The organism is Bacteroides sp. (assembly GCF_028690125.1).
In the GTDB taxonomy this organism is placed as follows: Bacteria; Bacteroidota; Bacteroidia; order Bacteroidales; family Bacteroidaceae; genus Bacteroides.
Genome location: NZ_JAQVBV010000001.1, coordinates 1 through 23,566, shown reverse-complemented (window position 1 = coordinate 23,566; position 23,566 = coordinate 1). Strand labels below are relative to the sequence as shown.

The window sequence follows — 23,566 nt, the reverse complement described above, 5'->3', positions numbered from 1 at the left end:
CATATGTAAAATGAAATTAACTAGAATCCTAATAATTCTCTTGGCTTTCGCGCTGGAACCATTATCGGCAACTCCTTACTTTTCATTTAAGAAGTATCAGGTTGAGGATGGTTTGTCTCATAATACGGTATGGTGTGCTATTCAAGATAGTTATGGTTTTATCTGGTTAGGTACCAGCGATGGTCTGAATCGTTATGACGGTCTGGGAAATAAAGTGTATCGGAATGCACTGAATGAAGATTATTCTTTAGAAAGCAACTTTGTGGAAACTCTTTTTGAAGATGGGCAGAGAATTTGGGTTGGTACTAATTCCGGACTTTATATCTATGACCGCGAGACAGATCGTTTCTCGAGATTTAATAGTGCTACTAGCTACGGGGTATGCGTAAGCAGTGAAGTCAAGAAAGTAGTAAAGGCTAAGGATGGGAAGATTTGGATTGGTACTTTGGGTCAGGGAATTTTTATCTATGATCCTGAAAAAGAAGTGTTGATTCAGAATAGTTCTCAAACATCTTTTCTTTGGGACATTTGTGTAGGAAACGACGGATTGATTTATACGGCTTCTTTACAGGAGGGATTACTTTGCTTCGATGAAGGAGGTAAGTTTTTGCAGGCTTATGAGGTTTCGCCTTTAATGGATGCACCGGATAGTCATAAAATTAATTGTGTGCAGAATGTGGATGGAGAAATCTGGGTTGGTGCGGATGTTAATCTTCTATATCATTTGAATAAGCAAACCGGACTCTTGGAACATTATACAACTTCTTTAAACTTTGGGGCGATTCGTTGCCTATTGAAATATTCGGAACAAGAATTATTGGTGGGGACGGATAATGGATTATATCTTTTCAATCGTATAACGAAAACATTCTGCAGAGGGGATAACCCGTTTGATGCCCGAAGTTTAAGCGACCAGACAATCAATGCGATGATGTGGGACGCGGAGGGTGCTCTTTGGATCATGACTAATTTAGGCGGAGTGAACTATATGCCTAAAGAGACTAAACGTTTTGATTATTATTCGCCCGCTACATTGCCGGATGTATTGAGTGCTGGGAAAGTGGTAGGCCCTTTTTGTGAGAATAAAGAGGGAAATATCTGGATCGGAACTCGGAATGGCTTATGTTTTTTCGATGCTGTGACAGGTGAATTATCTGAATATCTCATTGGAGGGGATAAAAACCTGAAATTAGATATTCGTTCTCTGTTGCTGGATGATAATAAGTTATGGGTGGGTACTTATGCGGGAGGTTTGTATGTTATTGATTTGCGTACGGGAGCAGTGAGAAATTATATCCATTCCCGTGGAGTGCCTAATACAATCTGTAGCAATGATGTTTTATGTGTATATAAAGACAGGCGAGGGGGGATATTTGTAGGGACGAGCTGGGGACTATGTCGTTATTCTCCGGAAAGTGATGATTTTTTGACTATTACAACCATTGGCTCGATGATATCTGTTGTTGATATATATGAAGATATGTATAATAACCTTTGGATCGCGACTTCCAATAATGGTGTATTTCTAAATAATACGATCAAAAATAGTTGGAGACATTTCCAGCATAAGCGTGAAGATCCGACTACAATTTCCAGTAACTCTGTCATCTGCTTGTTTGAAGACTTAAGAGGTACGATGTGGTTTGGAACGAATGGAGGAGGACTTTGTTCTTTCAACTCGAAAGGAGAAAGCTTTACTAATTTCGATCCTCAAAATAAAATATTGCCCAATAATGTAATTTATTCCATTGAACAGGATCAGTCGGGTAATTTTTGGATATCTTCTAATGTTGGGCTGATTAAGATTAATCCTGTCATTAAAGATAGTTACCGGCAATTTACTGTTAATGATGGTTTGCAAGGTAATCAGTTTACAGCCCAATCATCTTTGAAAACATCTAATGGTAAAATATATTTTGGAGGTATAAATGGCTTTAATGTCTTTGTCCCGGAACAGTTCCAAGATAATTCTTATATTCCTCCCGTATATGTTACGGATATACGTTTACCTTATCAGACTGATGAGAAGACTGTTAAACAAGTACTTCAGCTTGATAAACCAATGTACATGGCCCGCAAAATAGAATTACCTTTTAAGTATAATAGCTTTACGATCCGTTTTGTAGCTTTGAGTTATGAAGACCCGCATAAGAATCGTTATTCTTATATATTAAAAGGTGTTGATAAGGAGTGGATCATGAATTCGGAAAGCCATGTGGCATCTTATACAAATTTGCCTCCCGGAGAATATGAATTTTTGGTTCGTGGTTCTAACAACGATTACAAATGGAGTGATAAAACGACGACTTTGTGGATTGTAATTACTCCGCCTTGGTGGCGAAGTACAGTAGCTTATATTGTGTATATCCTTCTGTTGCTCGGACTAACTTATCTGATTGCCTGGCGTTGGAACTGGTATGTAAAACGCAAGTATAAACGCCGTATGGAAGATTATCAGGTTAAACAAGAGAAAGAGGTTTATAAATCGAAGATTAACTTCTTTATTAATCTGGTACATGAGATACGTACTCCGCTTAGTTTAATTCGGCTTCCTTTGGAGAAGTTACAGGAAACTAAGAGAGAAGGGAAAGACGTTAAGTATCTTTCGGTGATTGATAAAAATGTAAATTATTTATTGGGCATTACTAATCAATTGCTCGATTTCCAGAAAATGGAAAGTGGAGTTTTACAATTGAATCAGAAACGATGTACGATAAATGAATTGGTAGAAGATATATATAGTCAGTTTACCAGTCCGGCAGAACTGAAAGGGATTGAATTAAAGTTGGTATTACCGAATGAAAAATTAGTATTATTGATTGACCAGGAAAAAATCAGTAAGATTCTGGTCAATTTAATGGGAAATGCTTTGAAATATGCCCGGAAAAATGTAGAACTAAAATTATTAGTCACAGATACCAATATAGAAGTTGCTGTGAGTGATGATGGACCGGGAGTTCCGGACGAACAAAAAATAAAGGTTTTTGAAGCATTTTATCAATTGCCGGGAGATAAAGTTGCTTCTTCTATAGGAACAGGTATTGGATTAGCTTTTGCAAAATCTTTAGCGGAGGCTCATCATGGTAATTTATGGGTGGAAGATATTGTTGGTGGAGGCTCCTCTTTTGTATTGTCTCTTCCATTGGAAAAAGTAAACGCAGAACCTGAAACTGAGATAATAGAGCCTCAACCTGAAGAGAATGATGATGCGACTGCTTTGGAATTCTCAGGAAAGAACTTCACAGTTTTGCTGGTAGAGGATAATATGGACCTGCTGAATATGACTCGTGAGTCATTGAACGCTTGGTTCCGTGTGCTGAAAGCTGCTAATGGACTTGAGGCACTGGAAGTGCTTTCACGAGAAAGTGTAGATGTGATTGTAAGTGACGTGATGATGCCGGAAATGGATGGATTGGAGTTGTGCAGCAGGGTAAAAAATGATATTGAATATTCGCATATTCCAGTTCTTTTATTAACAGCGAAAACGACTCTCGAGTCTAAAGTTGAAGGTCTTGAATCTGGAGCGGATGTATATATTGAGAAGCCTTTTTCTATTAAACAGCTTCATATGCAGATTGAAAACCTTCTTAAGTTAAGACAGTCTTTCTATAAGCTTATGAATAGTTTATCAGGTGGAGGTACGGAGTCTATTGTTATGACAGATCTTGCGATGTCTCAGAAAGATTGTGAGTTTATAGCTAAGATACAAGGAGTGATTGCGGAACAATTAGCAGATGAAAATTTTTCTATAGATACTCTTGCAGAGCAGATGCATATGAGTCGTTCTAATTTCTATAGAAAAATAAAAGCATTGTCTGGCGTATCTCCTAACGATTATTTGAAGACTCTCCGTATGAATCGGGCTGCTGAATTAATAAAAAATGGTACGCGGATTTCTGAAGTCGCTTCACAAGTGGGATTCGCTTCTTCTTCATACTTTGCTAAATGTTTTAAAGCCCAATATGGTGTTTTACCTAAAGAATATGTAGGTCAGCCTCCGATTTCGGAGGAATCATAATTTTTATATTTTTCTGAACAAAGAGAATCTTTATTCACACCAGCCTGAAGTACTTTCTAATGTTTTCTGACTTTAGAAGTACTTCAATGAATAAGCATTAAATAGGGGATTTATTTTTTGTTTTAATATAGAAGAGCCTCTGTCATTCTTCAATGCGTTCTGGATGACAGAGGCTCTTCTATAATATAAATTAATTTGCAAATTATGCTTATTCTTATTTTAGTTTATACCTATGGGTATCTGTATTATATCCTTTTAGAACCAATACAGCTCCTTCCGTCAGTTTCTCTTTGCCCGTCTCAATGGTAACCAACTTCTTTTCTCCGGGCAGTAAAGTGAAGAAATTATCTGTATAGAATGACGGCCGTATCGGGCTCATCTTCGAATTTAAGAACTGCAACTGGTTGAAAAAGGCAATCCGGTTGGAACTGTTTTTCAGTGTCACCTCCACCAAGTAACGGTCTGCCTCTTCTCTCAACTTATAGGACAGTTTTACTTGAGCGGGCTTGAGATCGCTCAATTCCTTGAAGCCGGAGGTAGCAGGTCCCGTCAGGGTCGTCTTTCCTTTATATTTGTCTTTAGAACGCCAATAGAAGTTCGAAGAAACCTCTTTCCCTTTTTCATCGTTTAATATCAGCTTGATAAAGTGGACTTGGGATATGTCTTCCGGGAAACGAATGCTCAGAACGTCATTCGCTACCCCGTCATCGGGAAGATTAACAACAGCGGTTTCTTCTGATACTTTCCGGCTCTCAATATCATAGACCTGTGCCATTACCTTATAGTTATGGAAGGGCTGATAATAGTCATTCACTACCGATACGGTATTTTTCAGGTAATCGAACTGAGCGTGCAAGGGCTCCAGAGAGTTGGCCGTATGATAGAGCGATGCTGTCGGTTCCAAAGACCAGTCCCACATACGGGAAGCTACCTGCCGCATGGAACAGTTGTGATACCAGAACAGCAGACCCGAACAAAAACGGTCGCCATTATCCAGCTTATTATAGTTCCATACTTCCCAGATGCTCTTGGAGTTGATGGCACCCACCAGTTGCCCTTTGCGTGCAAATTCATCAATAGACGACGATTCTCCATATTGGTTCACCAGATCTGTGTACAAGGTAGTCATCAAATGGAAGCCGTTGCCATCCAGATAATCCCATACTTCCTTATTGACAGGCCAAAGATCTTTTTCATCCATCATTTCACGAAGTATCTCTACGGTGGGAAGTGTCGGAGCCCCATACTCGGGATTGAAGCCGTCTACACGGCTTCCCCGGGTGGAGGCTGTATTTTCGTAATGTTGCATCGGGTTCACCTGTTTGTAAGGACTTCCGTCATGGATTCCCGCACATTCGGATTGCATCTGGTACCCTCTGGTTCCATCGAGTTCCATCAGTAGTTCGGGAGTTCCGGTGACTTCCGAACTTTCATTGGAAGCCACGTAATAGGCCAACGAAGGGTGGTTGCGGATGCGCTTCACCGTGGAAGCTATATTGTTTAAGTAAGAGCCTTTGTCCTGGGGGTGTTTCGTATCACCTGTCATCCAGAATTCCTGCCAGACCAACAAGCCAAGTTCGTCGCACAACTGGAAGAAATAATCGGATTCGGCGATACCGCCTCCCCACATCCTCAATAGATTGACACCGGACTGGCGGGTGTATCGCAGTTCGGCATAGGTACGTTCGTCGGAGGTTCGGAGCATGGCTTCTGGAATCCAGTTGGTTCCACGGATAAACAGGCGTTTGCCATTCACGTAGAATACACGGGATTTATCGGGGGTATTGGTGTCTGAAGTAATTTCACGAATACCAAATTTGGTTTGGACAGAGTCGCAGGCGACTCCATCCACGGATACGGTTATTTTCAGGTTGTACAGGTTCTGGGGACCTTTATTGACGGGCCACCACAGCCGGGGAGAGTTGATCACGAGTTGGGGGAATTCTTCCGGGGAGAAGGTGAGTGTTTTTTCTTCTCCACGCAGCAGGCGGAGTGATTTCTCGAAAGTGATGTTTTCACCTGGTATTTCACCCTTTATCGTACAGTTGATTCCGCTGTTGCTGTTCGAGGGATTGACCACTTCCACAGATATTGATTCACGGGCTTGGTCATACCTGGGTTTCTGCAGTTCGGATTTGACGAAGGGGTGACGGAGGGCTATTTTTCCTGTTGCATAGAGGGATATATTTTTCCATATGCCGGTATTACGGTCGCGTATGCCGTCCATAAAGGTGAAATCCCAGCCTACGGTCATGAGCATGGTTGTGTTCAGACCTATATTGCCATTTCCTCCATTTTGGAATTCGCCTGCGGCTCCCCATGTTTTGGGTTTGGCACTGCCCGGAACATCCACCGGATATACTTTAATGGCAAGGGCATTTTCCCTGCCTGTCTTTGCAAATTCTGTTATGTTGATATAATCCCGGATGAACATACCGTGAATGGTGCTGAGCAAGTTGCCGTTTACCCATACTTCTGCCCGGTTATTGATTCCGTCCAACTGGAGCCAGATGTTCTTTCCTTTGAAGGATTCTGGTACGGTGAATTCTGTACGGAACCAATAGGTGTAGAAGTCGCGTCCTGCTTCCGAGAGGTCGGGGATCAGATTGGATTCCAGTTTGTTGTTGATTCCATAATAGGGTTCGGGGTATTTCCGGTTATACACCAGGGAGTTCAGCACTGTTCCGGGAACAATTGCGGGTAACCACTGTGAGGTCTGAAAATCGGGTTGGGAGATGTTTTCACCAGCTTCGTTCGTGTCGCCAGCTTTGATCATTTTCCATTGGTAGTCTCCTCCGTGGCTTATCTCTGAGTCGAGCCAGAGGTGGTGGGGAGATCTTGCATCGTTATTCCGGCTTTGCCCGAGGACCAAGGTGGAGTGGAAGAAAAATAAGAATAAAGGGAATAAAAGATTGATTATATTGTACATATTTGATTTATAACGTAATTAAGTGTGAGGTCTAAATAGCTATATATTATATAAGATCTTTTTTCTGTCATTCGGACGATCGTAAGAAGGAAGAATCTCTATCTCTCAGGTATATTTAAGAAGGAGATTCTTCGCTATACTTTGGATGACATACTGATGATTCCTTTGACAAATAATAGATTCTAATTATGAATAAGTATTTATATCACAATCAGTTTATATTATGTTTGTTCAATCAATGAAACTTTAAGTATAAAGTATGTTTCTGTCACCTGGTTGTTTTGTTATTTAGTCAGGTCTATTATTTCTCTAGAAGTGCAACAACGCACCAAAGATAGGGAGCCTGTCCATGATAGTCACCGATGTTACGTGGACGGTCATAGTAGTACTGTTTGTCATTCTTCTTGTTCGTTCCGACACAAACCTCACTGACCTGACTTTTAACATTAATATATGAGACTAAAGCTATCCAGGCCTTTCGAGCTGCAGGAGCATATTTTTTTGCATCCAACCAACCATGTTTTACCCCATTAATGAATGCAAAAGTGAACATGGCTGAGCCGGAAGTTTCGGCCCAACAGTCCGGCTGATCGATTAACTGATTCCATATTCCATTTGGCGTCTGGTAACGAAGTAAACTTTCCATCATTGTTTGGAAACCTTGAAGAATACGTGGTCGGTCTTTATGATCTTTAGGCATATACCGGAGTAATTCCGCCATACCTGCAGCCATCCAGCCATTACCGCGTCCCCAGTAGAACGGAACATCAGGAGCATGGTAGAACAGACCATTCGGGCGTTGTAACTCATCCAGATAAAGCACCATTTCTTTGGCAGCCCGATCCAGATATTTCTGATCTTTGGTCACTTTATAGGCTTGTGTTTGTACGATAGTTATCATATACATATCATCAATCCACAGACGTGTCTGCCAGGAATAGCCTTTGCCATCCCATTCCTTTTCTTTTGGTTTTGCATTTTCGGGGACTTCCCATTGAGTATCTGCATATGGTAATCCCAGCTCCAGATAACGATTGTCCTTGGTTACCCAATAGAATTCCAAAGGCAAACTTCCGAACATATTCAAATCTACGTGATTCATGATGGGCAATAGTGCCTTTTCTTTTGTAAATAGAAGATCAAACTTGTTTTGCAACAGTTTAATAAGGCCTTTGTCTTTAGTGAGAGCTGCATATTTGAGAGCTCCGGTCCAATAAAATGTCTCTGGATAGCTAATCCATTTTCCTACATGAAGAGCATGATTCTCACCTATAAAGCGGTAAGCCAACCGTTTGCCAACTTCTTCAGGGGTACAACCTTCGGGAAAACTAGTTAATAACTTAGTCTGTGCACACAGAAACTGGAAAGAGAAAAGTGAAAATAGTAATAATATTTTAGTACGCATAATGTTTTATTTTTTATTTTTCCAAAAGAGCAACCGCACACCATAGGTAGGGAGCTTGTCCATGATAATCACCGGTATGGCGCGGACGGTCATAGTAGTATTGTTTGTCATTTTTCTTGTTAGTTCCGACACAGACTTCCTTTACATCGCCTTTCTCGTCAATATACGAAACTAAAGCTATCCAAGCTTTTCTGGCCGCAGGTGCATATTCTTTAGCATCCAGCCAACCATGTTTTACCCCGTTAATGAATGCGTAAGCAAACATCGCCGATCCGGATGTCTCAGCCCAACAGTCCGATTGGTCAATCAATTGATTCCACATACCGTTTGGTGTCTGATAACAAAGCAGACTCTTCATCATTGTCTGGTAACCTTTTAGAATGCGTGGACGATCCTTATGTTTCTTAGGCAAGCAACGAAGTAATTCAGTCATTCCTGCGGCCATCCATCCGTTTCCGCGTCCCCAATAGAAAGGGACATCCGGGGCATGATAAAACAAACCGTTCGGACGTTGCAACTCATCCAAGTAAAGTACCATTTCTTTAGCGGCACGATCGATATATTTCTTGTCCTTCGTAACTTTATAGGCTTGTGTTTGTATAATGGTGATCATATACATATCATCAATCCACAGGCGTGTTTGCCATGAATAACCCTTGTCGTCCCATTCCTTTTCCTTTGGTTTCGCATTTTCAGGAGCTTCCCATTGTGTATCTGCAAAAGGTAATCCCAACTCCAAATATCGTTTATCTTTCGTTATTTGATAAAATTCCAGAGGTAGACTTCCGAACATATTCCAATCTACATGCTTCATAACCGGAAGAAGTTTTTTTTGGGTGGAAAATAACGGTTCAAAGTTCTGCTGCAAAAGTTTAAGAAGTTCTTTGTCTTTTGCTATAGCTGCAAATTTAACAGAACCGTTCCAGGAAAACGTATCTGCATAACCAATCCATTTTCTATCCTGTATTTTATAGGTATCAATAAAACGATAGGCTAATTGTGTTCCGATTTCCTCTGGAGTATATCCTTCTGGAAAATTTTTCAATTGACTGGTCTGGGCCGGCAGTAGTTGAAAAGAAAAAGCCAATAGTAATACGAATACTATTTTCTTGAACATAATGATGAATTTTATTAGATAATATTAAATTTTTACTCTCCATCTTGCATCATGCGGGCAACTCCTTCCATAAGAGATGCACCACTTGCTTGGGCACCCATAGACGCAATACCACCGGAGAACATATCTCCCCAATAATAATCACAGTACATAGCCGGGTATTTTTTTATATCCAAATGATCCTTTAATACTTTAGCGTTATTTTCAAGGAAGGTTTTGAGATGTGTTCTGACAGATTCCAAAGCTTTATCATCCAGAGAAAGATTAACAGCGTAAGGTACAAATACTGCTTTAAAAATGCTTTGGTCCATGCTTGTTCCTTCACTTCTTAAAATTCCATTCGAGAGACACCGGTTGCTTGTTGTGGTATATTTTATAACATCTTCCGCCATTCTCATGTAACTTTCTTCCTGAGTGATGTGATATAACTGTCTGCATGCTTCACCAAAAGTTCCTTGTGTATAGGTTAATGGTGGTTCTTCCACTCTGTAGTCACTTTTCAGCAGATTCTTTTTAATTTAATTGTACAATGTCTTTGCATCTTTAATATAGTTTTCTGTTCTGAACTTTTTGTACAATTTGGCTGCAACTAAACAACCGGGAGCATTTGTACAGGCATTTCTATCATTACTATCAGTTTTCCATGGCAACCCTGTACCTTCATCATCTGTCCATACTCTGGTTATGATATGTTGATCATAGATTTTCTTTGCCATATTGATATATGTATCATCACCTGTAGCTTCAGACAAATGTATCATTGTTAAACATATCCAGCACATATCATCGGTAAAGGGGTTGAGAAAACCAGTCTCATCGTTGGAGTCATGATGATAATTATTGGCTTTATTCTTAAACCAAAGTTCAAAATATTTTTTATAAGTATTAGCCAGGTCGGGATTTTTCTCTTTAATCCGTTCATAGGAATAGATCACTACATCCATAGCATGTGCCTGTTGCCAATAAATATTAAAGGAACCGCCACTTATATCTTTAGGAGATTTCCAAAATGTCCCCTTTCCTTTATCCATAAACTGTTCTATCAGGACGGATGTGCACTTATCGGCAAGAGTGTTCCAATCAAGTATAAGCCCAGTCTCAGAAGGTGTAGCAGTAATTGTCGTCTCTTCGGAACGTCTGCCATAATTATCAATAGCAACTGCGGATATTTCATAGGTTCCATATACAGGTAGTTTCAGTAATAATGAGCCTTTTGATCCCGGAGTGGCTTTTACTTGCTGGGAATATTCCTTATTATCAGTCTCTTCATTTTTCAACTGATAAATTAATTCCACTCTTATTAACTTCTGATCTTTAGGGTTTGTCCAAGTAACTTGCAGTTCATTGGCTATTTCTGTTTCTTTCGCTTCCAAATTCGTCACCGGATTCACTACGACGACAGGTGTTCCTCCCTGATTATCATCATTGCCTGTATCTTCCTTATCGGAAATTGGTTCACTATCTCCGCATGAGATAGAGAATATGGAAGAAAATATAATCCATTTTGTAAAGAAAAGAATATGTCTAAAGTTTCTCATGTTTTTAAAGATATAAAGTTTTTAATTTTATTGTTTTTCAATCACTCGTTTTACTGCTACGGGTCCTATAAGTTCTTCGCTGATACTTATAACTTCGTCATCAGAAAAACGGAGGTCATTTATGTAGATTTACGTGGTTTCACACTGCTTGTGCTGGTATGGCCATGAAAAATGTATTATAGCTTCCATCTGCACAAACAAATGGAGCTCCGTGTCCGGTTCCAACCAATCCGTCTGCGTCACCTTTAATTCATTAACTTTCTGTGTCTTTTTTACTTTTTTTAAATCCGTAGCGGGATTCACCACTATTGTATGAGTTTCTATCTTTTATCTCCCCTATCATCTTTTTGAGGTGAAAGAGAGTTATCACCACTGCCACATACAAAGAATGTTAGTGGCAGGGTAATAATTATTAAAAGATATAATTTTGTAAATTTAATGTTCTCTTTGATTCGAAGACTTATAATTTATAGAACTCATCCCATCCTTTTCTTGGTGGTAATCCGGCGAGCATTGAATTGGCAAACTCATTATTGGTAATCTGCTTTGTGCGACTGTCGAAGAACAATTGTGTATTCAGACGCTGCGCCATAACTCCCAGCGAGAACACTTGACTCAACACTCCGTTAATCTCAAAGGGTGAACGCGTCTTCTCAACACCCAGGCAAGCCAGCAGGAAGTTTTCGAAGTGGTTGGAAGGACTCTTTGGCACTTCAGGCAACTTACCGGCCATCTCCTTAGCCTTTTCCTCAGGAATAATTGACAGGGTGCTTCCATGACTGCCTCCCTTGAAGATTAAATCTTTCGTATAAATAATCTTTCCGGGGTTTAATTTAGCAGCGGGAGCATCTCCCTGGTTCGTTGAAGGAATGTTGGGATCCAGACCGGAAACTCCGTAGCCTGCCGGAATGGGAGGAAGATTATCCAGACCGTCATACCAGGTGATATCTACCTGAGGCATATTCTTACGTGCCGGGAAGCGGAAAAGTATTGTTGAGGAATAAGGGAAGAAATAATCGTTGTGTCCCTTCTGATGAGTCAGGGTTACTTCATAAGGCAGTCCCAGTTCCAGGAACTCGTGGCAGGTATCCAGAATATGTGCTCCCCAGTCACCCAGTGCACCCATTCCGAAGTCATACCAACATCTCCACTCACCCTGATGGTACTTTTCGTTGTATTCATGGTAAGGAACTGCTCCCAGCCATGTGTTCCAGTCCATATCTTTGGGTAATTGTTGGCCGGAAGGTAGCCTGTCTATGTTGGTATCCCATTTGTGCCATCGGCGTACGTTGTTCATGTGTGCGGACACGGCGGTGACGTCTTTAATAATTCCTGCGTCTAGCCACGCCTTAAATTGGAAGTAGTTTGCTTCTGAATGTCCCTGGTTTCCTACTTGAGTAACTTGGTTGGGGCGTTTCAGTGCAGCCTGCATCAATAGTTCGGCTTCATAGAAAGTGCGTGCCAGCGGTTTTTCTACATATACGTGTTTGCCCGATGCCAGAGCCAGCATACTGATTGGAAAATGGGAGTGGTCGGGTACGGCGATTGCTACGGCGTCAAACTCGTTTCCCGCCTTGTCGAACATCTGCCGGAAATCTCTGAACTGTTTGGCTTTGGGATACATACCGATCACTTTCTGTGTATGTTTGGCACCCATGTCCACATCGCACAGGGCTACTACTTCTACCATTCCGGTGCGTTCGAAATCCCCGATGATCTGTTCGCCGCGGTTTCCGATACCGATATAGGCGATCTTCACTTTACCGTTTTTGCCTCTTTTGGACGCGATATTTTGTGCGTTCAATAATTCACCGCTTCCCATTGCCAGTCCGGCGGAAGCCATTGTCATTGTTTTGAGAAAGTCTCTTCGTGTTACCATAATTGATTCATTGATATTGATTAAGTATTTTCTTTTGACCAACCATATACGGAAAGGTTTATTCCATTATCCTGCTTTTTTTAAAAACAGTGTTTTGATTCCATACAGGAATATACGTATCACCGTCCAGAAGGTATAGAGTACAAAAGTAAATATAATAATATAAAATATAGCAGTAATCATCTCGGAAAAATGAGTATGATAGGCTATTATTGCATAAAGGTTTGCCAAATTAGCTATAATAAAGCAGATCAGTAGCGTAACTAGTTCTATTTTTTTCCGCCGTGCGGTTAGTGTAGTATCTTTCATACGGCTTTAAGGCTTTTTGATTGATGGTTCAGGTAATTGATTTTATATTCGTCGGGGAAACTGAGCGTACGCTCTTCTTCCATCGCTTGGTGCCCCAGTAGACAGAGCATACTTGCATAGTATCCTTCCTCAGCAATTCGAGGCGGTTGCTTACCGGTAATGACTGCTTCGATGAATGCTTCCAGAAGTAAGGAGGTACCGTCTGTTTTGGGACGTTCTCCCAGAATAAGTTCTCCCTTGTAGTCATTTGCTGTTTCAGGTGCCCAGCTGGTGCCTGCAAAGGGAAGGGAATCAAACAGTTTGTTTTCCCATTCATTGACCATTTGCAGGAATCCCGGAGCCGGGGGGACACTCTCGAAGTAGTATCTCCCTTTTTCGGGTTCGACTGTACCCAGATTGCCCATTATCTGTTCCTCAAGACCGTAGAACTTGTTGGATATGACGGAATCGAATGTCATTTTCACGCCGTCATCGAAGACGTATATGCAGCTGACATTGTCGTAAACTTCTCGGCCGTCTTTCCAATATGTAATGGCACCGTGGCCCATTACCCGTTCGGGAAGTTTGCGTAATGCCCAACTCCCAATCTGGAGCTGATGGCAAGCGAGTTCGGTCATTAATCCTTTTGAAAAGTCTCGGTAAAGGCGCCAGTTGATCAGGCGTTCCAGGTGAGGGGAGGGGACAGGACGTCTCCAGTCACCATTTCGGTTCCAGAAAGTATGGATGGCACTGATCTCTCCGAATGTACCCGCATGGATCATTTCCATAGCTTTTATATATCGTGGATCGAACAGGCGTTGCTGTCCGGTAAAAAAAATCTTTCCGCTACTGATATGTTTGTTGTACATACGGAAGCATTCCTCCATGGTAAATCCGATACATTTTTCACAGAATACATGTTTTCCTGCATCAAATGCGTCGAGTACGATTTGACTATGGGAACTTAAAGGTGTTGCTACGAGTACAGCATCCACGTTTCTGTCTTCCAGTATTTCGTGGTAATCTCCGTATACTTTTGCATTAGGGACTAGTTTGAGGGCTTCTTCCATGGATGCCCGGTAAATGTCGCATAAGGCTACAATATCTACTTTCGGATTCTGGACGAGGAAGCTCATAAGGAAACGCCCGCGGGAACCGGGGCCGATGACGGCCAGACGGCATTTTTCACCGTCGGTATGGGGTACCTCGGAGAAGGCGGAGAGCCACGGGCTGTTAGCCAGAAGGACACCGCTGCCGGCAATGCCTAGATTTCTTAGAAATTCACGACGACTGATGGGTTGATTTTTCATATTTGAATTAAAATGTTAAGAAAAGAATGCCCCTTCGGAAGAGCCATTCTTTTCATTAATTTCAAACTATGGACAATTTACCATTGAATCTGCTGATCTTCATCAGGAATCAACGTATTCAAGTCACGTTGCATAGACAAGGTACCTTCTACGAGATATTTGATTCTTTTTTGATCTGAGATCGTATTGTAATCTTCAAATTCGTATGACAGGCCAAGAGTTATATAAATATGTTTCAAATAAGGCTTTTGCGGGTCCATTTCTTCTTCTATGGTATAATATGGTTCTCCTATTGACTTAAATTTATTATTCTCTTCATTATCACTATAAATCTTCAGCTTTTTCTTTTGGATATCTATCTTTTCGTCAGTGAACTCGATAAATACTTTGTAGAGTTTGCGGTCCAAAAAATCAGCATCTCTAAGTCCGGCATATATGAAAATGGTCTTGTCATCATGCACATAGGCTCTATGTTCATTCAGAGTCAATGGCTCTGTTTTGTCTTTGTCCATATATATCATATATTTGGTGCCTCCGTAGATGCCCGAATAATCGTTGAACGGAGTCACATTCAGCAATGCTTTTCGGTAGTGTTTACGTGGATTGGCCTGATAGTCGTATGACGGATCATCTATGATAGTCAGTGGTAGTATCCATTTATCGCTCAAATCCAGTGGATTGTTTCCTCCTTCTCCTCCCATAGTAAAGTTGATGGGCAATAAGGATTGACATTCTCCGGCGGGGATTTCTACAGTTTCAGGGAAATTGTAGTATTCAGGAGTCAGTTGCTGATAGAAAATTTCTCTTCGTTCACCATAACGTTCTCTGTTCAGGCTTTTTAGGGTATCCACATCCACAGCGAAGTGTACAACACGGTCGTGAGTATTCATAGTTGATCCACTGAGAAGTACCGGAAGATCGTAGCGTTTGGTGCCACCAATATCATAACGTACATAGACGGGAGTAACTCCTGCACTATTTGGCTCTGCCTTTATAGATGGCATTTGCAGGAACTGTTCATCTTCCCATTCATTGTTGCACGATGTGCAGCAGATTCCTGCTGCCATCGCTAAAATAAGATAATATATATTTTTCATGTTCATACTTAATTTATAAAATTATTCAGGATCTCTCCAACCAGGATTCTGAGTTAATTCTTTATTACGCTTCAACTCGTCATGATGAATAGGCCAGAACCACATTTTTAGAGTAAAAATGGAAGGTAACGATGGAGTTGCTGTCGGAGTATGGAAAACATCGCTCATATCTTTTGTGCAATATGCATTACATCCATACACTTGAGCAGCTTCTTCATTCGGAGCGTCACACCAGCGGCGTAAGTCAAAGTAACGATGTCCTTCCGCAAACAGCTCGATTTGGCGTTCACGTTTCAATTTGATGCGGAATTTGTTTTGGTCTTCGTAGATGTCAGAAGTGTAGTCCGGGATACCGGCGCGGATACGGATTGGCTGGATACCTTTCTTCATTTCTTCAATGTCACGCTTGATATTGTAAGTGCGACTACCATCCCACGAAGGAATTTCATGAGATCCGGTCAGTTCATTCAACGCTTCAGCATAGATCAATAGCACTTCCGCATAACGGATGGCGGGATCTACTTTTGATTGATTCATACGACCTTGATCGTAATTATTCTGCTGAGTATTACTCATGTCGTCCGGATGAATGTATTTTTTGATGCCGATTCCGGTACGAAGCCAGTAAGTTGTGTTTTTGTATCCGTTAGGGTCGCCACGATAATAGAATACTTGTACATTCTTTACTTCATCATTGGCTTCACTTGCATTCAGAAGATTCCAGGTAGCACCGTTGTAGGCCACAGAAGCGTAGAAACGGGGTTCACGGTGTGTATATTGTTTGCAGACGCCTACTCCTTTCGGACCTAGTTCGGGATAATCAGCGAGTTCCTTTTCTTTCACGAGGTCTGTCGGACGCGGATTGATGTTGTAGCGAAGCGGATTCTCATATCCAGGTCGGTTGGCATACATATCGTTCATACCCTGACAATCCGAACCATCATTCATGTAATATGCGTCACATTGTTTTTGAGTCATACCATGTGAATTATATCCTTTCCCTTCACGGCGTGGTAGCTGATGGATAGCCATAACGTTAATTCTTTCACCTCCTTGATTTTCTTTATGACCTCGGGTAAAGATCAGTTCCGGGTTTTCGTAAGCTCCGATCGCTCCATTGAATACAGAACGGTATGACTCAAATGGGTCAATATCCATGTATCCTTCAGGCCAGGGTTTTTCATCGAAATGATTGTCTGGATCTTTTTGAGGCTTTAATGTAGTGGGGTAGGCTATATCTCCATTTTCTTTGATACCGGTTACATATAGTTTGTAATGATTCATGTCCATTACATCCTTGGCTGCTGCAGCAGCTCTCGCCCATTTACTTTCGTCTTTGGTGGTCGAAAGTAGTGGATTGCCTTTCCGATCTACCATAGCTGCTTGCACTTCTGCAGGGGCACCACCGTTAGATAATGGGCTGGCTGCATAGAGTAGGGCACGAGCGCGTAGAGCCAAAGCTGCACCACGGGTAGGACGGGAAATGTTTTGTATGTCACGTGTCAGTGGAAGCATACTTGCCGCCTTTATCATTTCGTTGGCGATGTAATTGGCACATTCTTCATAAGTGCTGCGTGGAGTTGCTATGTCGTCATATTCCAAATTATAATCGATACCTTCATCTGGCATGATAGGAATTGGACCGTAGGTACGGAGCAAAATCCAATAAAAATAAGCTCTCAGAAAGTGTGCTTGACCTTTTATGTCATTCAATTCAGTTTCGGTGAATTCCTTATTAATATCGATGTTGTTAAGGAGAATTGTTACCTGGCGGATTCCCTTATAGGCATTCTGCCATATATTTAAACTGTTATTTCCTAAACCGCTTTCACTATATTCACCATTTTTCCATTTCTTATATCCGTCATTCTCGTCACCATAGTACATGTCATCGGCGAAATTAAAAGGGATCGTCTTTTTACTGCATACGTCTTGCAAATTATTGTCCGCAAGAAAAAAGTATCCACGAGCCAACCATTTGTTGGTATAGTCTTTATCTTTGAAAACATCCTCTGTGGACATACGTTCGTCAAATAGATAGTCTGAATCCAAATAGTCGGAGCATCCACTGAACGAGAGGCCCAAACTGGCCACAAGAGATAAAATTAATATTCTTTTTTTCATGTTTTTTGCTGTTTATAGATTAACAGATACACCTAAAGTGAAAGTTTTGCTAAGCGGATATTCTTTTCCGTTCGTACTTCCCATTTCTGGATCCCAAAGTTTAAACTTAGAGAAAGTCAGCAAGTTAGTTGCTATAAAATAGAAACGTACTTTGTTCATATGAATCTTATTCACCAAAGCGGTAGGAAGTGAGTAACCGATATCTAGATTTTTCAGACGTAAATACGCTCCGTTTCTTAGCCAGTAAGTGGACTTCTGCTGGTTGTTGTTATTACCACCATAGGTCAGACGTGGATACTCTGCGTTCGGATCTTCGTTTTCACCAAGTATCCAACGGTTACTATTAGCCATTTCAGTCAGGATATTACCCCATCCTGGCATTTGAAACATAAATACTGTTGAACCATCAATGAAATAAGTTGATTTTCCTACTCCTTGGAAGAGAACATTTACATCTAATTGTTTCCATTGTACACTAGCTCCAAATCCATAAGTCAAGTTCGGTCTTTTAGTTGCTCCAATAGCTACAATATCACCAGAATTTATGACACCGTCCCCATTGATATCCTTATATTTGATATCGCCCGGCATTACATCACCCCATGTTTGTCTTGGGTTGTTTCGAATATCATCATAGTCTTTGAACAATCCCAAAGCTACTAATCCCTTCGCTTGATCAATGCGATGACCTTGATTTAATTTATACGTATAAACTGTATTTTCCTCATCTTGTTCAATGATTTCATTTTTACTGTAGGTCATGTTACCTCGGAGAGTTACATTCACTTTCCTAAATTTTTGTTTATATGCGAAGTGTCCGTCGAATCCTTTGGTTTTTACTTCACCGATGTTGGCCTTGAATGTTTGTTCCAATCCTACTATATATGGCAAGTAGTTACGATTCCAGTAAATATCGGAACGGTTTTCGTAGAAATAATCAATTTCTCCCGTAAACTTATCGTTAAAAAGTGAAAAGTCAATACCTAAGTCTTGTTTGGTGGCTATTTCCCATGAGGTATCGAGTGACGCTATGGAAGAATAACGCATACCTCCATAATATCTTCTAACGTCGGCATTGATGTCCGAGAAGTAATAACCTCCGCTATCTTCAACTTTACCATCACTATTTGTAGTTGTCATTGTTTCGATGTCAAATAAATATGGGAAACGGTCACCATTTAAGTTGTCGTTACCAGTCTTACCATACGAATAACGCATCTTGAGCATATTCATCCATTTTCCCGCATATTTCTTGATGAAAGGTTCTTCAGCAATGTTCCATGCACCTGAGATTGCTGGGAAGAAGCCGAAACGATGATCTTTATGGAAATTTTCTGATCCGGTATATCCAAAGTTGAAATTAATGAAGTAACGATAATTCCAGTTATAGGTAGCTTGTCCAGCTAATCCCTGATTACGGCGAGCAATACCGTTCTTGATATCCGATCCAATTCCTTGAGTAAATACCTTGGAAGATTGGGTATATTTTAATACTCCTCCTACGTGATGTTCTTTAAATCCACGGTTATAATGAAATTCCCATTCGAGGAATTCGCGTTTATCTCCATCGGAACCGGATGATTGAGACAGTTTCTTTTCATTTACAATTCTCTCAAAAACAAGATCGCCTTCACTACTACGATAACGTTTCACTTCCCAAAGTTCGGGATTTTTGTATCGTTTAATCCAGTTGGAATTATATGTATCATATCCGAAACGTCCTACAAATTTAAGACCTTTGGTTATGAAATCGAAATTTTGTTCCAAAGTTATACTTGTCTGGATATTATTCTTCCAACTTTCATTATAACCCGTCTGTGTAGCCTGTACCCATGGGTTGAAACGGTCACCGTTGTTATTGTTTGCGTCGTCTCTGATAGCCGGGAGCCTTCCATTAGAAAAAGTGATAGGTGCTGAGATGGCGTTATATCCCATCAATGCAGTCCAAATCGAGGTAGTACCTTGTCCCGGATCATTTTGTTTACGCAATGAACCCGAAACGTCGAATTTTAGTAAAGTTGATTTTGTGATATCAATATCCACATTCATACGATAAGTCCATTTCTGAAAATTTGTGTTGGTATTGTAGTCCTTTTTCATTTCCTTGTCTACTTTATACATACCTTGTTGATCCTGATAACTTCCCGAAACAAAATAACGAGCTGTTTTACCACCACCACTCATATCTAAGGCAACACGTGAGCTAAAAGCTCCGTCACGCATCATGACATCCATCCAGTCTACGTTCGGAAATAAATCCGGATCCAGTCCCAAACGGAACATTTCCAGTTCTTCGTGGGAAAATAAAGGTTCTTGATTTCGTGCAATCTTAGCTTCATTTGCCATACTGGCATATGTATATCCGTCTACGAAATCATATTTTTGTGTAAACGTGTTGTAAAATCCTTCCACTTTTGCATTGATGTTGATTTTGCCTTCCTTACCGCGTTTGGTGTTGATCAATATTACACCATTTGCACCTTTACTACCATAAATAGCCGTTGCAGCAGCATCTTTCAATACAGTAAAATCTTGAATGTCTTCCATATTGACTTCGTTGATGTCGCGTTCGAAGCCATCGACTAATACTAATGCAGCGCTACTACCTCCAAATGTGGAAATACCACGTATCCAGAATTCGGAAACCGTACCTGGACGACCATTCGATTGCATTGCCATAACACCGGGGACCACACCGGCCAGAGCGTCTACAACAGAAGTTGAAGGACTTGATTTCAATCGCTCCACATCTACAGTAGTGACAGCTCCGGTTACAGCAATTTTTCTCTGTGTACCAGTACCTGTTACTACGACTTCATCGAGTACGCTAGCTGAAGACTCTTTCATGGTAATATTCACCACTCGTTGCTCTTTTACAAGCACTTCTACCTTATCGTAACCGATATAAGTAAATACCAATTTCTTGTAAGGAGGCATTTTAATTGAGTACTTACCGTTCAAATCGGTAATCGCACCCAGTCCGGGCATGTTCTCTATAGATACGTTCACACCGATCATTGGCTCTTTGTTCGTATCAAGTACGGTTCCTGTCACAACGACGTTTTCCTGTGCCAACACATTGATGGAAAGCCCGAGTAACAGCATACATGTTAATAAAAATTTTCTCATTATAAATTGTGTTTATCATTTGTTATTCAGTCTCTTTCGCAATTTTACGGATTATCTTATTCAGTCCGTCTCCTACATAGAAGCAGTTTCTCTTTGGGTCGAAAGTTAATGCGCGTGGTTCGTTAAATCGTGCTTCTGTACGAACTTCTCCGTCCAACAGTCCGGAGGTACCGTTATTTCCACGTCCCGCAAATGTTGTGACTCGTCCATTCGGAGTTAGGATACGAACGCAATGATTGTTTTTGTCGCAGAAATAAAAATCATATTCGTCTTCTTGTCCAGCATAAGCAGGATTTTTTACGAATACTCCCTGAATGGGACGGTTCAATTGTGCATGGGTTCCTATACCGTCAGAATATCCCCAGGAATTCCCAGTTCCACAAATGGCATAAGGAGTAGTAAATGTTTTGCGTATCCAGTCATAATCCGTACGCATAATGAAATAATATTCTTGTTCCAGCATATAAGCATACTTTCCGGAAGGATGGGGCACCAGATAAATGCCCACTCCTGAATATGGATTTTGAAAACACAAGGTACTTTCGCCTGTTTCGAAATCATATTTCCACATATCACCGGCTCTGTATCTAGAGTAATAAAGTTCACCGTTTATCGGGTGTATCATATTTCCATTGACTCCACGGGCATAACCTCCCAAAGTTTCTTTCTGGGTATAATTGGATGCACGTGTAAACAGATAATTTCCCGGTTTGGTGTCACTTGAATGATTGTGAGAAACAATCATATTTCCATCCAAGGTCCAAGTTATCGCAGTTACTCGATCGAAACCGTGGGAGAAAGTACCTATTTCATTTTTTTCAAGGTCAAGATAACGTGTGGTCTTTCCGTCATTGGTAAAATATAATTTATTGTAGTCTGACTCAGGATCCCAGGAAAACCAGAAAACATTACCGAATCCACCACCAGCATCAAGCGGACCATCTTTCATGTCAAAGAATTCATTCCCATTTTCGTAGTATGTTCCGAAAGCGGTACTTACCATCCATTTCTTTTCGTATTCAAAAGTGCTTTCAGCTTCTACACTGCTGATTACTTCTCCGTTGTCGTCACACACACTTACTTGAATGTTTCCATTGTAAGCTTTTGGAGGGATGATACAGTACATACTCTGGTTCTTTACAGTGACGATACGTGTATCCTTTCCACCAATTGTTACTTTTACTTTTGAAGGATCATTGCCGAAGTTGTCTCCATACAAAATCAAGTTACTACCGGCCCCTCCTTTCTTGGGAGAAAAATCGGAAACAACTATTGGCTTGTTGGGATCGAAAGCTTCTTCCAACCCTTCATCGTCGTCTTTGCAACCAGTGAAGCAAAGAGTGGCGAATGCTAACAACATCCATTGGATGTGCCAAACATTACTTTTTGTCTTCTTTTTCATAATACATTTTTTTAAGATAAATAATATTAATTGTTACGTTTGCTTAGCAAATCGTTCTTGTGATTTAGTAGTATGTCATCATTATCATCAAAATCAAAGTCAGTTATATAAGAAACTACATCCATTGTGTTTTCACTAGGAGAATAGCTTAAATTTTTAATCGGTTGATAAAGTCTCATTATTATTATAATATTTGTTTTTTATGGATTCATTTAAGATCTTCGTTTGCGCAAACGGAGATAGGCATTTTTTAATTACTGGCTCTTCTTTCCTAACAATAGAAAGGAATCCCTTTACTTGAATATTGCTTGTTTTATAGTTTATAGTTTCTTTCAAAGTATAACTACTCTGAGGTAGTAATTCATAGTCATTATTATGAAGCTGATTATAGGGTATTAGTTCACCTGTATTTTTCAGAATGCCTAGTTTGCAAGAGAAATTCCATAGGTGCCCAGTGATGTTGTTCTCTTTTTTTAAAGCGTTATTATTACCTTCGGTTCTACAAGATAATAACAGGAATATTCCTCCCATCAGTAAATATCCTAGATGAGTAGTGTAATAAGAAATAAATGTTCTTTTTGTTAAATTCATTTTATGTTATATTAGATGTAAGATATATTGCTTTACACTTCTGCTTTTAATCCCAACCAATCTCATGTATATCTTTATTTTGTCAAATGTTGATTGATTTATCTTTTACTTAAAATGGGTGGTTATTTTGATATTTTATCCATTAGTACCTGCATCCAATACCCCCCAATCACCGATCGAGCCTTAAAACCAACCCATTCACCACTATCCGTATGATGCCAGTCACTGATAGGCACACGAGATTCAGTCTCATTGATATATTTATAAAGAGGATCAATAAACTTCTCAAAAGTACTCCTGTCCGGGGCCATAGCCGCCGTCCAAATAACCCAGTCGGATTTAGTGTATTCTTTACGGGAATCAAGCGGTAGTCCATAAGGGTTTTGCTTGGTCAGATAATACTTGATTTCTTTGTCGATGACATTATTGGGGAATAAGTTCAGGTTCCACATCTTGTCCCAAACCATATTATATTTCTGGCTCCATGTATTCTCACGGTCGAAAGCCAACCGGTAATGGTCACCCTCATTCGCCATGGCTTCCCATTTCACTGCCATGTTTTTAGCGATACCGGCATATTGATCGGCAACATCATTCAGACCGAGTAGGCGAGCCATCTCACTGTAGCCGGCAACACCCATAATCGCTTTTATTGATAAGTTGGCATTATGTGCCCAATGCCCTGCAAAGTCGTCAGTGCAAAGTTGGTTCTCAGGGTCCTGTCCATACCGCAGACAGA

Annotated in this window: 13 protein-coding genes and 1 pseudogene; 1 reads left to right on the top strand and 13 read right to left on the bottom strand. The window is 40.6% G+C overall.

The window, feature by feature from the left end; all coding sequences use genetic code 11:
* Positions 1–10 precede the first annotated feature (10 nt).
* Positions 11–4,018, top strand: a complete 4,008-nt coding sequence (locus PHO71_RS00075; protein ID WP_300197094.1) for a two-component regulator propeller domain-containing protein — start codon at positions 11–13, stop codon at positions 4,016–4,018.
* 214 nt (positions 4,019–4,232) lie between these two features.
* Here the strand turns inward: PHO71_RS00075 and PHO71_RS00070 are convergent, their stop codons facing one another.
* From PHO71_RS00070 to PHO71_RS00005, 13 genes and pseudogenes are all read right to left on the bottom strand, one after another.
* On the bottom strand, positions 4,233–6,947 hold the full coding sequence (locus tag PHO71_RS00070; protein ID WP_300197091.1) for a sugar-binding domain-containing protein: 2,715 nt from the start codon (positions 6,945–6,947) through the stop codon (positions 4,233–4,235).
* A 301-nt stretch (positions 6,948–7,248) separates the two neighbouring features.
* Positions 7,249–8,352 carry a glycoside hydrolase family 88 protein gene (locus PHO71_RS00065; protein WP_300197088.1) on the bottom strand — a complete coding sequence of 368 codons (1,104 nt, stop codon included), beginning with the start codon at positions 8,350–8,352 and terminating at the stop codon, positions 7,249–7,251.
* A gap of 13 nt (positions 8,353–8,365) precedes the next feature.
* Positions 8,366–9,469, bottom strand: a complete 1,104-nt coding sequence (locus PHO71_RS00060) for a glycoside hydrolase family 88 protein (RefSeq protein WP_300197085.1) — start codon at positions 9,467–9,469, stop codon at positions 8,366–8,368.
* 32 nt (positions 9,470–9,501) lie between these two features.
* Positions 9,502–11,007 (bottom strand): annotated as a pseudogene (locus tag PHO71_RS00055) (glycoside hydrolase family 76 protein).
* 460 nt (positions 11,008–11,467) lie between these two features.
* Complete coding sequence (locus PHO71_RS00045; protein ID WP_300197082.1) at positions 11,468–12,886, bottom strand: Gfo/Idh/MocA family oxidoreductase; 1,419 nt, start codon at positions 12,884–12,886, stop codon at positions 11,468–11,470.
* Positions 12,887–12,952: 66 nt separating this feature from the next.
* On the bottom strand, positions 12,953–13,195 hold the full coding sequence (locus PHO71_RS00040) for a hypothetical protein (RefSeq protein ID WP_300197079.1): 243 nt from the start codon (positions 13,193–13,195) through the stop codon (positions 12,953–12,955).
* Entirely contained in the window at positions 13,192–14,484 is a 1,293-nt protein-coding gene (locus tag PHO71_RS00035; protein WP_300197076.1) for a Gfo/Idh/MocA family oxidoreductase, read from the bottom strand. Before PHO71_RS00035 ends, PHO71_RS00040 begins: the two co-directional genes overlap by 4 nt.
* A gap of 77 nt (positions 14,485–14,561) precedes the next feature.
* Positions 14,562–15,581: a DUF4973 domain-containing protein gene (locus PHO71_RS00030; protein ID WP_300197073.1), complete on the bottom strand. Its 1,020-nt coding sequence runs from the start codon at positions 15,579–15,581 to the stop codon at positions 14,562–14,564.
* Positions 15,582–15,602: 21 nt separating this feature from the next.
* The gene (locus tag PHO71_RS00025) at positions 15,603–17,705 is read right to left on the bottom strand and encodes a RagB/SusD family nutrient uptake outer membrane protein (RefSeq protein ID WP_300197070.1); all 2,103 of its coding nucleotides are present in this window, start codon (positions 17,703–17,705) and stop codon (positions 15,603–15,605) included.
* Positions 17,706–17,717: 12 nt separating this feature from the next.
* Complete coding sequence (locus tag PHO71_RS00020; RefSeq protein ID WP_300197067.1) at positions 17,718–20,834, bottom strand: TonB-dependent receptor; 3,117 nt, start codon at positions 20,832–20,834, stop codon at positions 17,718–17,720.
* A gap of 22 nt (positions 20,835–20,856) precedes the next feature.
* Positions 20,857–22,236 (bottom strand): IPT/TIG domain-containing protein, encoded by a 1,380-nt coding sequence (locus tag PHO71_RS00015; protein ID WP_300197064.1) that lies wholly within the window; start codon positions 22,234–22,236, stop codon positions 20,857–20,859.
* A gap of 156 nt (positions 22,237–22,392) precedes the next feature.
* Positions 22,393–22,827, bottom strand: coding sequence for a hypothetical protein (locus tag PHO71_RS00010; protein ID WP_300197061.1), 435 nt, complete (start codon positions 22,825–22,827; stop codon positions 22,393–22,395).
* 122 nt (positions 22,828–22,949) lie between these two features.
* Positions 22,950–23,566: DUF1793 domain-containing protein (locus PHO71_RS00005; RefSeq protein ID WP_300197059.1), on the bottom strand; the 617-nt coding region annotated here is incomplete at its 5' end.

Coding starts and splice junctions, on each gene's coding strand:
- PHO71_RS00075 (WP_300197094.1), top strand. CDS start 11: ATGAAATTAACTAGAATCCTAATAATTCTCTTGGCTTTCGCGCTGGAA.
- PHO71_RS00070 (WP_300197091.1), bottom strand. CDS start 6,947: ATGTACAATATAATCAATCTTTTATTCCCTTTATTCTTATTTTTCTTC.
- PHO71_RS00065 (WP_300197088.1), bottom strand. CDS start 8,352: ATGCGTACTAAAATATTATTACTATTTTCACTTTTCTCTTTCCAGTTT.
- PHO71_RS00060 (WP_300197085.1), bottom strand. CDS start 9,469: ATGTTCAAGAAAATAGTATTCGTATTACTATTGGCTTTTTCTTTTCAA.
- PHO71_RS00045 (WP_300197082.1), bottom strand. CDS start 12,886: ATGGTAACACGAAGAGACTTTCTCAAAACAATGACAATGGCTTCCGCC.
- PHO71_RS00040 (WP_300197079.1), bottom strand. CDS start 13,195: ATGAAAGATACTACACTAACCGCACGGCGGAAAAAAATAGAACTAGTT.
- PHO71_RS00035 (WP_300197076.1), bottom strand. CDS start 14,484: ATGAAAAATCAACCCATCAGTCGTCGTGAATTTCTAAGAAATCTAGGC.
- PHO71_RS00030 (WP_300197073.1), bottom strand. CDS start 15,581: ATGAAAAATATATATTATCTTATTTTAGCGATGGCAGCAGGAATCTGC.
- PHO71_RS00025 (WP_300197070.1), bottom strand. CDS start 17,705: ATGAAAAAAAGAATATTAATTTTATCTCTTGTGGCCAGTTTGGGCCTC.
- PHO71_RS00020 (WP_300197067.1), bottom strand. CDS start 20,834: ATGAGAAAATTTTTATTAACATGTATGCTGTTACTCGGGCTTTCCATC.
- PHO71_RS00015 (WP_300197064.1), bottom strand. CDS start 22,236: ATGAAAAAGAAGACAAAAAGTAATGTTTGGCACATCCAATGGATGTTG.
- PHO71_RS00010 (WP_300197061.1), bottom strand. CDS start 22,827: ATGAATTTAACAAAAAGAACATTTATTTCTTATTACACTACTCATCTA.